This window comes from Iodobacter sp. CM08, from assembly GCF_033446605.1.
In the GTDB taxonomy this organism is placed as follows: Bacteria; Pseudomonadota; Gammaproteobacteria; order Burkholderiales; family Chitinibacteraceae; genus Iodobacter.
Genome location: NZ_JAWQUO010000006.1, coordinates 36,403 through 49,194, shown reverse-complemented (window position 1 = coordinate 49,194; position 12,792 = coordinate 36,403). Strand labels below are relative to the sequence as shown.

The 12,792-nt window shown below is 43.5% G+C and carries 12 protein-coding genes; 8 read left to right on the top strand and 4 right to left on the bottom strand.

Translation table 11 applies throughout. From position 1 onward, the window contains the following. The first annotated feature begins 15 nt into the window (after nucleotides 1–15). From R6242_RS04620 to R6242_RS04595, 6 genes are all read left to right on the top strand, one after another. Nucleotides 16–735 carry a molecular chaperone gene (locus tag R6242_RS04620; RefSeq protein ID WP_318424366.1) on the top strand — a complete coding sequence of 240 codons (720 nt, stop codon included), beginning with the start codon at nucleotides 16–18 and terminating at the stop codon, nucleotides 733–735. A gap of 36 nt (nucleotides 736–771) precedes the next feature. After that, complete coding sequence (locus R6242_RS04615; RefSeq protein ID WP_318424362.1) at nucleotides 772–1,797, top strand: fimbrial protein; 1,026 nt, start codon at nucleotides 772–774, stop codon at nucleotides 1,795–1,797. A 54-nt stretch (nucleotides 1,798–1,851) separates the two neighbouring features. Beyond that, nucleotides 1,852–2,349 (top strand): fimbrial protein, encoded by a 498-nt coding sequence (locus tag R6242_RS04610; protein ID WP_318424359.1) that lies wholly within the window; start codon nucleotides 1,852–1,854, stop codon nucleotides 2,347–2,349. A gap of 11 nt (nucleotides 2,350–2,360) precedes the next feature. Beyond that, a complete protein-coding gene (locus R6242_RS04605; protein WP_318424357.1) occupies nucleotides 2,361–2,885 on the top strand; it encodes a fimbrial protein in 525 nt (174 codons plus the stop codon). 118 nt (nucleotides 2,886–3,003) lie between these two features. After that, nucleotides 3,004–3,630, top strand: coding sequence for a response regulator transcription factor (locus R6242_RS04600; protein ID WP_318424354.1), 627 nt, complete (start codon nucleotides 3,004–3,006; stop codon nucleotides 3,628–3,630). Nucleotides 3,631–3,701: 71 nt separating this feature from the next. Next, on the top strand, nucleotides 3,702–7,301 hold the full coding sequence (locus R6242_RS04595; RefSeq protein WP_318424351.1) for a transporter substrate-binding domain-containing protein: 3,600 nt from the start codon (nucleotides 3,702–3,704) through the stop codon (nucleotides 7,299–7,301). Between the two features lie 339 nt (nucleotides 7,302–7,640). Here the strand turns inward: R6242_RS04595 and R6242_RS04590 are convergent, their stop codons facing one another. Both R6242_RS04590 and R6242_RS04585 read right to left on the bottom strand, forming a co-directional pair. Then, complete coding sequence (locus tag R6242_RS04590) at nucleotides 7,641–8,279, bottom strand: NAD(P)-dependent oxidoreductase (protein ID WP_318424348.1); 639 nt, start codon at nucleotides 8,277–8,279, stop codon at nucleotides 7,641–7,643. A 31-nt stretch (nucleotides 8,280–8,310) separates the two neighbouring features. Then, nucleotides 8,311–8,928 carry a DsbA family protein gene (locus tag R6242_RS04585; RefSeq protein WP_318424346.1) on the bottom strand — a complete coding sequence of 206 codons (618 nt, stop codon included), beginning with the start codon at nucleotides 8,926–8,928 and terminating at the stop codon, nucleotides 8,311–8,313. Nucleotides 8,929–9,029: 101 nt separating this feature from the next. Here R6242_RS04585 and R6242_RS04580 point away from each other — a divergent pair, with 101 nt between their 5' ends. Together R6242_RS04580 and R6242_RS04575 are read left to right on the top strand one after the other, a co-directional pair. Further along, entirely contained in the window at nucleotides 9,030–9,908 is an 879-nt protein-coding gene (locus R6242_RS04580) for a LysR family transcriptional regulator (RefSeq protein ID WP_318424344.1), read from the top strand. 105 nt (nucleotides 9,909–10,013) lie between these two features. Then, a complete protein-coding gene (locus R6242_RS04575; RefSeq protein WP_318424341.1) occupies nucleotides 10,014–10,832 on the top strand; it encodes a transglycosylase SLT domain-containing protein in 819 nt (272 codons plus the stop codon). A gap of 401 nt (nucleotides 10,833–11,233) precedes the next feature. Here the strand turns inward: R6242_RS04575 and recX are convergent, their stop codons facing one another. Together recX and recA are read right to left on the bottom strand one after the other, a co-directional pair. Beyond that, on the bottom strand, nucleotides 11,234–11,680 hold the full coding sequence (gene recX, locus R6242_RS04570) for a recombination regulator RecX (protein WP_318424338.1): 447 nt from the start codon (nucleotides 11,678–11,680) through the stop codon (nucleotides 11,234–11,236). A gap of 2 nt (nucleotides 11,681–11,682) precedes the next feature. Next, a complete protein-coding gene (gene recA / locus R6242_RS04565; RefSeq protein ID WP_130107929.1) occupies nucleotides 11,683–12,741 on the bottom strand; it encodes a recombinase RecA in 1,059 nt (352 codons plus the stop codon). Nucleotides 12,742–12,792: the final 51 nt, after the last annotated feature.

The following is a 12,792-nucleotide window of genomic DNA, read 5'->3' as shown; positions in this document are numbered from 1 at the left end:
AAAGGTAATTATAAAATGAAATCATTCGTTTTTATTTTATTTGCGGCAATATGTGGCGCGCAAGCTTCGATTGTTAATGCGGCCGTTGGTTTGGATAGAACGCGATTAGTTTATAACGAGCAGGATAAGTCAACTAGCCTTAGGATTTTTAATGGGAGCAAGGCATTGCCCTATTTGGCGCAAGCTTGGTTGGAAAATAAAGACTATAAAAAAGAGGGTATTCCTTTTGCCGTTTTACCCCCATTGCAGCGCTTAGAGGCTGATTCAGAAAGTTTGGTACGAATTGAAAAAACGGCTTCCATTGCTGATTTACCGCAGGATAGAGAAAGTGTTTTTTATTTTAATCTACGTGAAATACCGCCTAAAAGCGATAAAGAAAACGTAATGCAAATTGCGATGCAGACACAAATTAAGATGTTTTACCGCCCTAAAAATATTGGTTTGCTTGGGGGGGGGGGATGGCAAGAAAAATTGATTTTAAATAAAGTGGCTACAGGTTTTAAGGTGATAAATCCAACTGCCTATCATATTACGGTAACAAAATTTGCACTTGCAGAAAAAGAGAATTCTATTGCAGAGTTTGCAGGTTTTATGATTGAGCCAAAATCGAGCTTAGATTTACCTATGAAAGATAATAAATTTAACCATTTTGTGCTGACGTATATTAATGATTATGGTGGGCATATAGAGCTGTTATTTACATGTGGTGAAGATAAATGTGCGGTAAAAAAATAAACAATCGAAAATGGATGTACTTAAAGGCGAATAGCTATGAATGGTTTTTTTAGGATTGTTTTTTTATGCATTGCCGTGACTTATTCTGCATTTTCTTTTTCTGCTATTAACTGTTACTCGGCGTTAACTACAGCACCTGTTTTAGCTAGTGATATTTTTAAAAGCAATAAAGTAGGGACTGAGGTTCTACCTGGTTGGGGGTTGCCAGAGCAAAGCCAGGCCGTTATTTGTAGTAATACAAGAGGAGAAAAACCTGGGGCTATGCATTTAAGATCCACTATGGGGGAGTTAACCCCAGGTATTAATGCTGGCTATTATAAATTGACTGATGATATTGATGTACGTGTTGTATATGGTTTAATACCTGGGTTTACGCCTGCTGGTAATACGGCTCCTTTTTTGCTTGTAAATAATACCGGTGGTGCAACCATAGAGACTGGAACGTATTTTAACAACTTGATGCGTTTGAGTCTGCCAACATATGGCGGCTGGCTTTATTATAAATTGAGGCGTAACGTGACGGGAGGCTCCATAAGGATTCCCGCTGGCATTATTATTTCATCTATTTTTCTTGCCTATGGGGATACAGAGGGTGCTGTGTTTTCAGCGCAGCCTTATTTGAAATTGCAGACTGCGGATACGACGTTAACTTTTCCGTCTAAATGCACAATAAATGCGGGGGCAGATTTAAATATTGATTTTGGCAGTGTTAATTCTGATTTGCTTTCTACTTCTGCTAGTGTATCCGATCGTAATTACAAGGCAATTAATCCAAGTTTTGTTTGTACCGGCTCTGTGGTGGATGCAAGGAGTTTAGCGGTGCGTCTTACGGCAGCTTCATCCACTTTGTCTAACACGCTTATTGCTTCGACAATAGGCGCGGATTTAGGGATCGCTATGATGTCTGCAGATAAGGTCGTTAAGCCAGGAGATTTGTTTCAGGTGTCTTCTACGAGCGGGCGTGGGGCAATTTCTGTGGGTTTTGTGCCAGTCAAGCGAAGTGGTAAAAACGTAAGTGGGAGTTTTACAGCCACAGCCACATTGGTTATTGTGTTCCCATAAGAATGAAATCCATTCTATATGGTGAATTTATCCCTTTTTATTTCAGAGTACATAATGAATAAAATTTTTAATTTTTCATTCTTTATATTGTTCAGTTTGCTATTGGGATCAGATGCTTTTGCTGCGGGTGATGTAAATCTTGTGGTTAGATTAAAAGGGAGTGTTTTTATTCCTCCTCGCTGTGTTTTTAATATGGATAAAGATTATAGCGTTGATTTGGGGAAGGTGGATATCCAAAAGGTAGATGGCGAACCATCTATTCAGGTAGATATCCCTCAACAATGTACCCCAGGTTTGGGGGCTGCGGAGTATCTAGTTAGGATTACTGGCACTTTTGTGGGTACTTCTAATGTTTTAACAACTAACCATGCTAATTTGGGCCTAAAATTATTAGTGAATGACCAGACTGTAAGAAGTGGGAGTAATTTTTTAGTCAACTCTATAAATGACAAATTGAAGCTAAGTATTGCTCCCACTAAATTAGATGCAGCAAAATCATTAGCTCCTGGAAAGTTTTTAGCAAATATTACGATGATTTCTATCATTAGATAAGGTGTTTTATTTTGAAACTGCTAATGTATCAAATTTTCTTGTTGGGCCTATTTATGTTTACACCAAAGCATGCAATGGCAATTAAGGTGAATATTTCTGGAGAATTGCTTGCAAGTCCCTGCATTCTAGCGATAGAAAGTGGCGATCAAACAGTACGGTTTAATGCCATATCAACTAAGGATTTGTACTCTTCTGGCGTAGCTGCTACAAAAGATTTTAGTTTTATTTTAAAAAATTGTGATCTTAGTATTAGTAAATCAGTTAACATTATTTTTACGGGGAATAAGAGCGCTGAGCAGAATGGTCTATTGGCTCTTGATCCAGGGTCTATTGCATCAGGTGTGGCAATAGGATTGAAATATAAAAATAATATTTTGCCTTTAGGCTCCTCAACAGGGGGGATCGATCTAACTACAGGTGAGAATACGCTTCAATTTAGTGCGTTTGTTCACGGTGATCCTAGTACAATTGAAAATAAAACGATAAAAGCTGGGCGCTTTAGTGCAGTAGCAAATTTCAAATTAAATTACCCCTAGTGTGGAATTTTTTATGGCATTTGAATATAAATGTTTGCACCTATAAGTATTGTTAATTTAAGGTAAAAGTTGGCATAGTTATTTGGGATGTGATGTACGCCTCACTAATGGATTTTTTATGGCAAAAGTTTTAATTGTGGATGATCATCCCGTGGTTCGGTTGGCGGTAAAAATGCTACTCGAACAGAATGGTTTCGATGTGGTAGGTGAGGCGGATAATGGGGTGGATGCTTGGCAATTGGCCCAGAGCTTAGTGCCAGATGTACTGGTATTGGATCTTGCTATTCCCAATCTAGATGGGTTTGAGGTGATTGCTCGAATTCAAAAATCAAAGCTCCCTATTCGGGTTATGGTTTTTTCATCCGGCGAGGCTGAGCAGATGGTTCAGCGCTGTATGCGGGCGGGGGCCTCTGGCTATTTGGGCAAAGATAAAGAAATCACAGATTTAGTTGATGCAATAAAGATGATAATGAAAGGGGTGGGGTATTTTCCAAACCAGTCATTTTTAGCCTCTACGGGGGATAATCTATTACAGTCAGAGCGTCAAATGCTGAATAGTTTATCTAACCGTGAAATGATGATTATGCAGCAGTTGCTTTTGGGGAAAAGCAATAAAGAAATGGCCGCTGATATGCTGTTAAGCCCTAAAACGGTGAGTACATATAAGCTTAGGATTTTTACTAAATTGGGGATTAGCAGTCTTACTGATTTAATCAATATGGTGAGTAGGAATACACCCGTATGAGCCATGTAAAGTATCTTATGTTTTTGCTATTTTCGTTACTGATGCACCAGGCTAGCTCACAGGTTCCTTTTTTGGATAAGTTGCTATTATCTGAGCATGTTTTTTCTACCATGCATGATGTACCGCTTGATGAACAAGATTCACGTTGGTTAAGAGCAAAAAAAATATTAAAACTGGGTGTTGCGTTACCTGATGTGCCTCCTTTTGGTATTACAACTTATGAGCGTGAGTTTTCTGGTGTGACTGCAGACTATATTGGGGTGATTGCAGAGTCGCTAGGGGTTAGGGTTGAGGTCTATCATTATGCTAACCAAGCGCTCTTGCTTGATGCTTTGAAAGCGGGTGAGGTTGATTTATTGGATGGCTCGGATTTTTTTTACTCCTCTGATGGCGCATATATTTTTAGTGATCAGTATATTGAAAATAATCTTGTTGTTGTATCTAGGAAAAAAGAAGAACGCCATTTTCCTGGAAATCTAAGCGGTGTAAGTATTGCCGCAGTGCCTGATTACATCCCTTTTTCTGTGTTAAAAAGTAAATATTCAAGCGCAAATTTCAAATCGTTTTCTTCAGTTAGTAATGCGCTTGGCGCGGTTGCTTTTGGATCGGCTGATGTAATGATTATTGACTTAATTTCTGCTAATTACTTAATTAATAATGATTTTTATAATTATCTTGAATTGAATGGTTTGAGTGAAATTGATTTGGGTAATTATGGGTGTTGTTATGTGTTTGGAAAAAATAATACTAAATTGCAACGGATTATTAACGCTGCGCTAAAATCAATTACAGAAGAAGAAAAGGCAGGAATTGCTCGTAGATGGAATGGTAATGGTATTAATCTTGGTAATAAAAATAAAATTACTCTAACTGAATCAGAGAAACGATGGATAAATAAAAACCCTGTTGTGACCATTGATGTGGGTGACTATATTGCCCCTATATCCTATTTTGATATAAATGGAGGTTTGCAGGGGGTGCTCGGTGATGTTTTAAATAAAATAAAATTGAATACGGGTTTGACTTTTAAAATATCCCGCAGCTCATCTTTGAGCGATACTTTTTCTAAAGCCGATGATGGTGATATTGATGTGTTTGCGCCGTTATCCCGCTCACTTTCTTTAAGAAAGAAATTTATATTTAGTCGGCCAATTTTTTATAGTCAATATGTTTTTGTGGTAAAAAAGGGGATGCCCAGAATTGACGACCTTTCAAATTTTGATGGTTTGAAGCTGGCTGTTGTCGATAATGTAGAATTAATTGAAATATTAAAAAGAAAATATCCGAAAATAAAATTAGCAAATATGGAGAATGCGCTTGAAGCCTTGGGCTTTACCGCGACAGGAAAAGTAGATGCCACTGTGGTGACGTTGCCACGGGCTGAATACTATATTCATAGCTTATTTGAAAATGAATTGTATATTTCTTCAATGTTAGATTTGGGTGATGAGCAAATCCAATACCAACCCGCATTTGCTGTAAAAAAAGATGCGATAGAATTGCTTGCTATTTTAGATAAGGCCTTGGCTGCGATTCCTGTTGAGGAGCGATCAATGATTCGTAGTCGCTGGCAGGCTCCGCCTATGGTGTCTTCAGGCCGCTGGCTTGATCATAAATCTTTAATTTATAGCATCATCGTTCTTGTTTTTTTTATTATCGTTATTTTTGTGATTTGGAATCTTAGATTAGCAATGATTGGTAAGCAGAGGACTGCAGCTCATCGTGTATTGCTTGATAAATTGAATCTTTTGGCTGGGGCAATGAATGGCGCACCCTTTCCAATTTATATTGTTGGAGCCGATGGCGTTTTACAGTTTTGTAATGATTTTTTTCTAAATAAAATTGGTTTGACGCGGGAGTCATTAATAGGTAAGGCAGATAATGCTGATGTGCTCATTTCATTGGGTTTAAATGGTGCGGACGGGCTTAGAGCGCTGAACGTAGCATTTCAGCGGGTGCTTAGTGATGAGGTGGCTGTGGATTGTATCCTGAGCTGGGAAGTAGAGGATTCGATGATGATTTGTCGTCATTGGATGCTTCCTTGTCTTGACTCTAGGGGGGCAATTCAAGGTGTAGCCTGTTGCTATGTGGATGTTACTGAGCGGGAGCAATTAATTAGTGGGTTGAAGGATGCAAAAGAGTTGGCGGATTGTGCAAGCAAAGCAAAGACGACTTTTTTAGCGACTATGAGTCATGAAATTCGCACGCCTATGAATGCAATTATTGGGATGTTAGAACTTGCATTAAAAAAAGCGGACCGGAATGTACTTGATCGTTCTGCCATTGAGGTGGCTTATGGTTCAGCCCAAAGTTTATTAGAGCTGATTGGCGATATCTTGGATGTGGTTAGAATTGAGTCTGGTAGTCTGAGCTTAGCCCCTACAAGAGGGCATTTGCGTGAGTTAGTCGAATCCGTGGTGCGCGTTTTTGATGGTTTGGCTAGGCAAAAGGGATTGAGTTTGGTTGTGGATTTGGACGTGAGTATTAATAGGGATGTATTGCTTGATCCTTTACGGTTTAAACAAGTACTTTCTAATTTAATTGGAAATGCTATTAAATTTACTCATAAAGGGCGGGTTGATATTCAAGTGCTGGGTAAGCCAATCGATGACGTCTATTTGCAGGTGCAGTTGTTAGTGAAAGATAGTGGTATTGGTATTTCCAAAAAAGATCAGGAGCGATTATTTCAGCCTTTTATTCAGGCCAACAATAATGGGCAGAGCACTAGGATAGGTGCTGGCTTAGGCCTGATGATTAGTCGTGAGCTTTGTGAATTGATGGGCGGTGGTTTAGAGCTTACTAGCGAGTTAGGGGTGGGGACTCAGGTTCAGGTTAGCCTTACTTTTAATGTGCTAGAACCCGTATTGTCTGCTCAGGGCTGGGTAGAGCAAGGGCAGCAGGAGCAAAAGCCCTTGACGGTGTTAGTGGTGGATGATCACGCTGCGAATCGCTTATTGCTGTGTGAACAGCTTATCTATCTGGGGCATGGGGTCCGCTCCGCAGAAGATGGGGCAGAGGGGCTGAGTGTTTGGAAAGCAAACCATTTTGATGTGGTCATTACCGATTGCAATATGCCTGTGATGAGTGGCTATGAGCTAACTCAAGCGATTCGCAAAGCAGAAAAGATAAGCCAGTTGCCACCATGCCGTGTACTTGGCTATACCGCTAATGCTCAAGAGGAGGAGCGTGAGCATTGTAAGGCGGTAGGGATGGATGATTGTATGTTTAAGCCTGTGGGGGTGGATGATTTAGCAAAATACTTAACGAGCTCTGCACTTTCTCCAGTGTTATTTTTGGGGGAAGGGGAAAGAGATTACGGTGAGGTTAAAATTGAGCAGCTCATGAGGCTAACGGGCAATAATCCTAAGTTAGTTGCTCGATTTTTGAATGAGCTAATCAATAATAATCGGGATGATTTGGTGACACTTTTAAATCTTTCTGATGTGGCAGATACAGTAGGCTTGGGTGGTTTGGCGCATAAAATCAAGGGAGCCGCTCAGGTTGTTAATGCTGGTGAGCTTATGCGGAGTTGTGAGGTACTGGAGGCTCTCTGTAAATGTGCCCATCAGCCAGAAGAATTAGCTGCTGCGGTTTTTGCCTTGGAAGAATCCATTTTAGCTTTGGAGTCTTTGCTTTTATCTTATATTAATAGTGGGCTAGCAGAGTTGTAAAGCAGGTTTCTTGATGTGTTTTTATGCTGAAATTCAGAGTTGTCTGAGGGGGGCGGGAGTTCAGTGTGACGTATGTTTTTTGGCACAAATAATTTAGGGGCGAGTGACAAGCACTGTATATCTAATCGGCATGCTCGTTTTTCTCTGTGAGATGTGGTTTTTTAAAGCTGTTGTACTTTATAAAACGACGGATTTTCTGCATAAAAAAGCGGCTCCATATGAGCCGCTTTTTTAATTTCAAGAGTCGATCGTGATGCGTTTAATTATCTTTGGGTTTTGGCCAGTAAATGCGCTTATAGGGCGTTTGCTGATTTTCCTCTAGGAGGGGCAATGAGGGTTTTAGTACCCAACGGTAAAGCGCTGACGGCTGTGTTGTGTGTTTTCTGCCTCATTAAGCATCGCTACTGCATAGTCTTCTACCGAGATACGGCTTTCACCTTGGGCATCAAGCAGTAGCTGATCGCCACCTAGGCGGAATACGCCGCTGCGTGTGCCTGGCTCTAGATGGGCGGATGGGCTGAGTAAGCTCCAATCTAGTGTGCTTTCTTTACGCAGTAATTCAAGCGCAGTACGTGCGCCTAGCGCTGAGGCTTTCCATTCTGCGGGAAAGCTTGGGGTGTCTACAACTTGCAAGCCAGGTGCTACTTCTAAGCTACCCGCGCCGCCAACCACTAAAAAGCGCGCTACACCTGCAGCTTTAACGCTATTTAAAATATGCGTAAAACCATCCACAAAATATTGGTAAACATCGCCAGCAGCATGACCACTGAAGGCGCTGATAACGATATCGTGACCGGCCAGTTGAGCGGTGAGCGCGGCTTCGTCATTCACATTAGTTTTAACGGCGGTTAAACCGGCATGGCTAGGCAGCTTGTCGATATTTTGCACGAGCGCGCTGACGTGATGGCCACGCTCTAGGGCTTCTGCCAATAGTTTTGAGCCAACGTAACCGGTTGCGCCGATGATTGCGATTTTCATGGTGAGTCCTTTGTGGTGTCTTAAGTGTGGATTATTGGTGTTTTGCTACAAAGTCAATTAAGGCTTGTGGGTCTTGATATAGCAAGGAGCTAGGTACAACAGAAAGCTGATTGTCTTTTTGTAATAATAGTGCTGGCACGCCGCGCAGGCCCTGCTGTTGCATGGTTTTTTGAGCCTTGCTGGTCATCTCACTTAGCTCTTTTGGCCAGCCAGCAGCAAAGTCTTGAGCAAATTGCTTGCCATCCAAGCCAAATTCAATTGCAATCTGAATAAATGCACTGCTCTCTTGTAAGCCATCGGCGTAGCGTAGTTGTTGTACGCGATGCAAGATATGAATGGCCTGTTCGGGTACGGCTTGGCTAATCAAATAATAGGCCAGCGTGGCGTCGCTTGAATTAAATGGCTTAGATAAATCGCCCAAAACATTGTCTTTGTAAGCTTGGCTAAATACTTGGCCAGTCATTTGGGCGATGCGTTGATCATTGCTCCAAAAGTATTGGGCCATTTCAGCGTCCATAGCTTGCGGGTGGGCAAACAGGCCGGTTGGGTGGAGTTGCCATGCAATATTGCTATTTTGCTTGAGTGCCGCAAGGGCAGGTGCCGCGCCGTAGCACCAGCCGCAAAGTGGATCAAAGAAAAGATGAAGCATTGTGTGTGTCCCAGAGAATATGCTGCTATCTTGCCTGTTAGAATTGATTAGATAAATAAGCCAATTAAGAATTGAATGTTTACAAAAACGGAACAATGCCCATGTTGGATTTAAATCGCCTCAGTACTTTTGTGGCTGTGGTGGAATCGGGTGGCTTTACCGCCGCGGGGGATAGGCTTGGGATGGCAAAGTCTTTAGTGAGCCAGCAAATCAGCAAGCTTGAATCACAGCTGGGCGTAGCGCTGTTTACCCGTAGTACCCGTAAAGTATTACTCACTGAGGTGGGTGAGCAGCTGTATGGGGATATCTCACCATTATTGCAAGCGGCACATGAGGCTGTAGACCGGTTGGGGCTGGTTAAGGCATCGGGGCTATTACGAATTACCGTGCCGGTGGATTACGCTGGGGCAGTGCTGGCGCCCTTGCTGGCCGAGTTCGCCGCTTTGCATCCACAGCTAGAAATTGAATTGCTAGCAACCGATGAAGTGCTGGATTTATTGGCCGAGCGCATTGATATTGCCTTTCGCCTAGGGCGTTTACAAGATTCGGCCCTGCATGCCATTAAGCTGGCGCAATTTGCGGAATGTGTCGTAGCTGCTCCCGCATGCTTGGCGCAGTTTGTTCCGCCCTCACATCCACAAGATTTAGCTCAGCTGCCTTGGGTGACGATGACAAGGCTGCATGCGCCACTGACATGGAGGTTTAACCAAGCGGGGGAAACGTGCACGGTGAGGATGCGCTCGGTGATGCGCGCCAGCGCGCCTTCATCGGTATTGGCCTTAGTAAGAAATGGGGCGGGAGTGTCCGTTTTACCTGATTTTATGGTGGCAGATGATTTGGCCTTAGGCCGTTTAGTGCATGTGCTGCCCGAGTGGGCACTATCAGCTGGCGGCATTTACGCTGTTTATCCGAGCGCACGCTATTTACCGGCGAAGGTCAGGATTTTGCTGGATTTTATGCGTTCAAGGCCGATGACATAGTGAAGGCGGCTGGTCGCTTGATTTAATCCTCTGGTCTGCTTGTGCTCGTTGTTTTCTGGCATAGGAATAAGCTGTAAGCAACTTGCTTGGCTATCGGGGACGATCATGATATTTACTCTGGTTTTTAGTACCGTTGTGGCGTTAGCACCTGTCCCAAATATGGGCGAGGCCCCTGTGTTGGTCGATAGCTTGGCTGCGGCAGCTAAATTAGAGTCTCTGGATGCATGGGAGGCCGCTGCCTTATATTGTGCTGCAGCCAGAAACGGCTCTACCGAAGCACAGTACCGGCTGGGGATGCTCTATGCATTTGGCGAGGGCGTGCCAGAAAATAGAAAAATGGCGGCCACCTTGTTTTCTAGTGCCGCTGGGCAGGGGCATGTGCGGGCGCAGGCGATGTTAGAAACCATACGCTTAGGCGCTAGCCAATTGCCACCTTGTATTTTGGCCGATGTAAAGCCAGAAAGAATGCCAGAAGTGACCCCACCTACATTGCCGGCACTGAATGCTAATCAGCAAAAAATTGCCCGCATCGTGCGGCAAATTGCCTTATGGCATGATGTAGATCCAAACTTTGCCTTGAGCATTGCAAGGGTGGAATCACAACTTAACCCGCAAGCTTTGTCTTTAAAATCTGCACAGGGAGTGATGCAGCTGATCCCTGAAACTGCCGAGCGCTTTAATGTGCGGGATGCCTTTAATGCTACTCAAAATATTAAAGGCGGCGTGCGCTATTTGCGCTGGCTATTAGATCGCTATCAGGGCAATGTGAAGTTGGTGGCTGCTAGCTATAACGCAGGAGAGAAGGCCGTTGACCGTTATCACGGTGTGCCGCCTTATCCCGAAACGCAGCAATATGTGGTTAAAGTAATGCGGCTTTATCCCTATGCCCAGCATAAGCTGATCCAGCGGCGCTTGGGCGTCTAATATTTTGAGTGTTGAAGGGGTATTTAGCCGCATGATCAAAAAATACGCCGCCTACGAAATAGGCGAAAATCACAAATTATAAATATATTGGCTGATTGCGAGCACGTTTTGTTAGTTTGATGACATAACACACAAAAATAATCTCTATTAGTACAAGCAATCCTCATCGTCTTAATAAAAAACGCGGCCAGACAGAGCCTAGGGGAACTCTGATTTATTCACTTTCGTCATTCCCGCGCAGGCGAGAATCTAGGATTTACGCTGGATTCCCGATAGACAGATTCGAGGATGATGATTTAATCAGAGGTCTCCCTAGGTATTGCCTTGGTTTGTGTATGCTTGGCGTTTTTTGTGGACGTGACGTATTAAAATTCAATTGGTGTATATAGCAATTTTAGCGATTAAAAATCATCATCTTCAGCGCCGCCAACCACTTTATAAATCACCGATACAGAAAAACCACGGCTGATTAAAAAGCGCAGTTGTTTGTTTTTTTCTTTGATGTCTTGGGGGGGGCTATCAAATTTTTTACGCCAAAGCGCGCGAGCTTGCGCTAGCTCATCGTCGCCATGCTCTTCCATCACTGCAGAGATAATGTCGCTTGCCACGCCTTTTTGCTGTAATTCTGCGCGTAGGCGCTGTGGGCCGTAGCGTGCAGAGCGGTAGAAAACCCATTGCTCTGCAAAGCGAGTATCAGATAGCCAACCTCGCTCCACAAAATCATCTAAGACGGCATCCACTTCGCTTGGGTCTTCACTAAAAGGCAGTAATTTTTGCCGCAACTCCCCGCGCGCATGATCGCGGCGCGCAAGGTGTTGCAAGGCTTTATTGCGCAATACTGAACTCATACTTATTCGTCAGATTCTTCTTTGGGATCATCTAACAATGCCGCTGGATCAATCGGTAGTAAGCCACCTGCGCCAAGTTTAGCGCGGATTTTTTGCTCGATTTCAGCAGCAATTTCTGGATTGTCTTTCAGGTATTGGCGGGAGTTTTCTATCCCTTGGCCAATTTTATTGCCGTTGTAGCTATACCAAGCGCCTGACTTTTCAACGATTTTATGCGTTACGCCGTGCTCGATAATTTCGCCTTCATGGCTAATGCCTTCGCCGTAAAGAATATCAAAGGTCACGATGCGGAAAGGGGGCGCCACTTTGTTTTTTGCGATTTTAACCTTGGTTTGATTGCCGATAATTTCATCACCTTTCTTAACCGCGCCGATACGGCGGATATCAAGGCGTACTGAGGCGTAAAACTTCAGTGCATTACCACCAGTGGTGGTTTCAGGGCTTTGCCCTGGCATCATATTGCCGATCTTCATACGCAGCTGGTTAATAAAGATCACCAGTGTGTTAGTGCGTTTGATATTGCCGGTGAGCTTACGTAGGGCTTGGCTCATTAAACGTGCTTGCAGGCCAACGTGTACATCACCCATTTCTCCTTCAATTTCTGCCTTAGGAGTGAGGGCGGCCACGGAGTCAACCACAATAATATCTACGCCGCCGGAGCGAACTAGCATATCGGCAATTTCTAAGCCTTGCTCGCCAGTGTCTGGCTGGGAAATCAACATCTCAGATACATTTACACCCAGCTTGCTGGCGTAGACGGGATCAAGTGCGTTTTCAGCGTCGATATAAGCGGCAACACCGCCTAGTTTTTGTACTTCAGCTACAACGTGCAAGCAAAGTGTGGTTTTACCCGATGATTCTGGTCCAAAGATTTCTACAACACGCCCGCGAGGTAAGCCGCCAACGCCAAGGCCTAGATCCAAGCCTAATGATCCGGTTGATACTACTTGTAGATCATTTTGGATTTGGTTCTCGCCCATTTTCATGATGGCGCCTTTACCGAACTGACGTTCGATTTGCGCGAGTGCCGCGGCGAGTGCCTTGCTCTTGTTGTCGTCCATGTGTGTGTCCCGAGCGCTATGTGAAAGTAGGTTGATTATAGAACAATCGTT

What these genes read in the sequence shown, in the direction of transcription:
- R6242_RS04610 (WP_318424359.1), top strand. Translation starts at nt 1,852, where the DNA reads ATGAATAAAATTTTTAATTTTTCATTCTTTATATTGTTCAGTTTGCTA.
- recX (WP_318424338.1), bottom strand. Translation starts at nt 11,680, where the DNA reads ATGAGTTCAGTATTGCGCAATAAAGCCTTGCAACACCTTGCGCGCCGC.
- R6242_RS04600 (WP_318424354.1), top strand. Translation starts at nt 3,004, where the DNA reads ATGGCAAAAGTTTTAATTGTGGATGATCATCCCGTGGTTCGGTTGGCG.
- R6242_RS04585 (WP_318424346.1), bottom strand. Translation starts at nt 8,928, where the DNA reads ATGCTTCATCTTTTCTTTGATCCACTTTGCGGCTGGTGCTACGGCGCG.
- R6242_RS04615 (WP_318424362.1), top strand. Translation starts at nt 772, where the DNA reads ATGAATGGTTTTTTTAGGATTGTTTTTTTATGCATTGCCGTGACTTAT.
- R6242_RS04580 (WP_318424344.1), top strand. Translation starts at nt 9,030, where the DNA reads ATGTTGGATTTAAATCGCCTCAGTACTTTTGTGGCTGTGGTGGAATCG.
- recA (WP_130107929.1), bottom strand. Translation starts at nt 12,741, where the DNA reads ATGGACGACAACAAGAGCAAGGCACTCGCCGCGGCACTCGCGCAAATC.
- R6242_RS04620 (WP_318424366.1), top strand. Translation starts at nt 16, where the DNA reads ATGAAATCATTCGTTTTTATTTTATTTGCGGCAATATGTGGCGCGCAA.
- R6242_RS04575 (WP_318424341.1), top strand. Translation starts at nt 10,014, where the DNA reads ATGATATTTACTCTGGTTTTTAGTACCGTTGTGGCGTTAGCACCTGTC.
- R6242_RS04590 (WP_318424348.1), bottom strand. Translation starts at nt 8,279, where the DNA reads ATGAAAATCGCAATCATCGGCGCAACCGGTTACGTTGGCTCAAAACTA.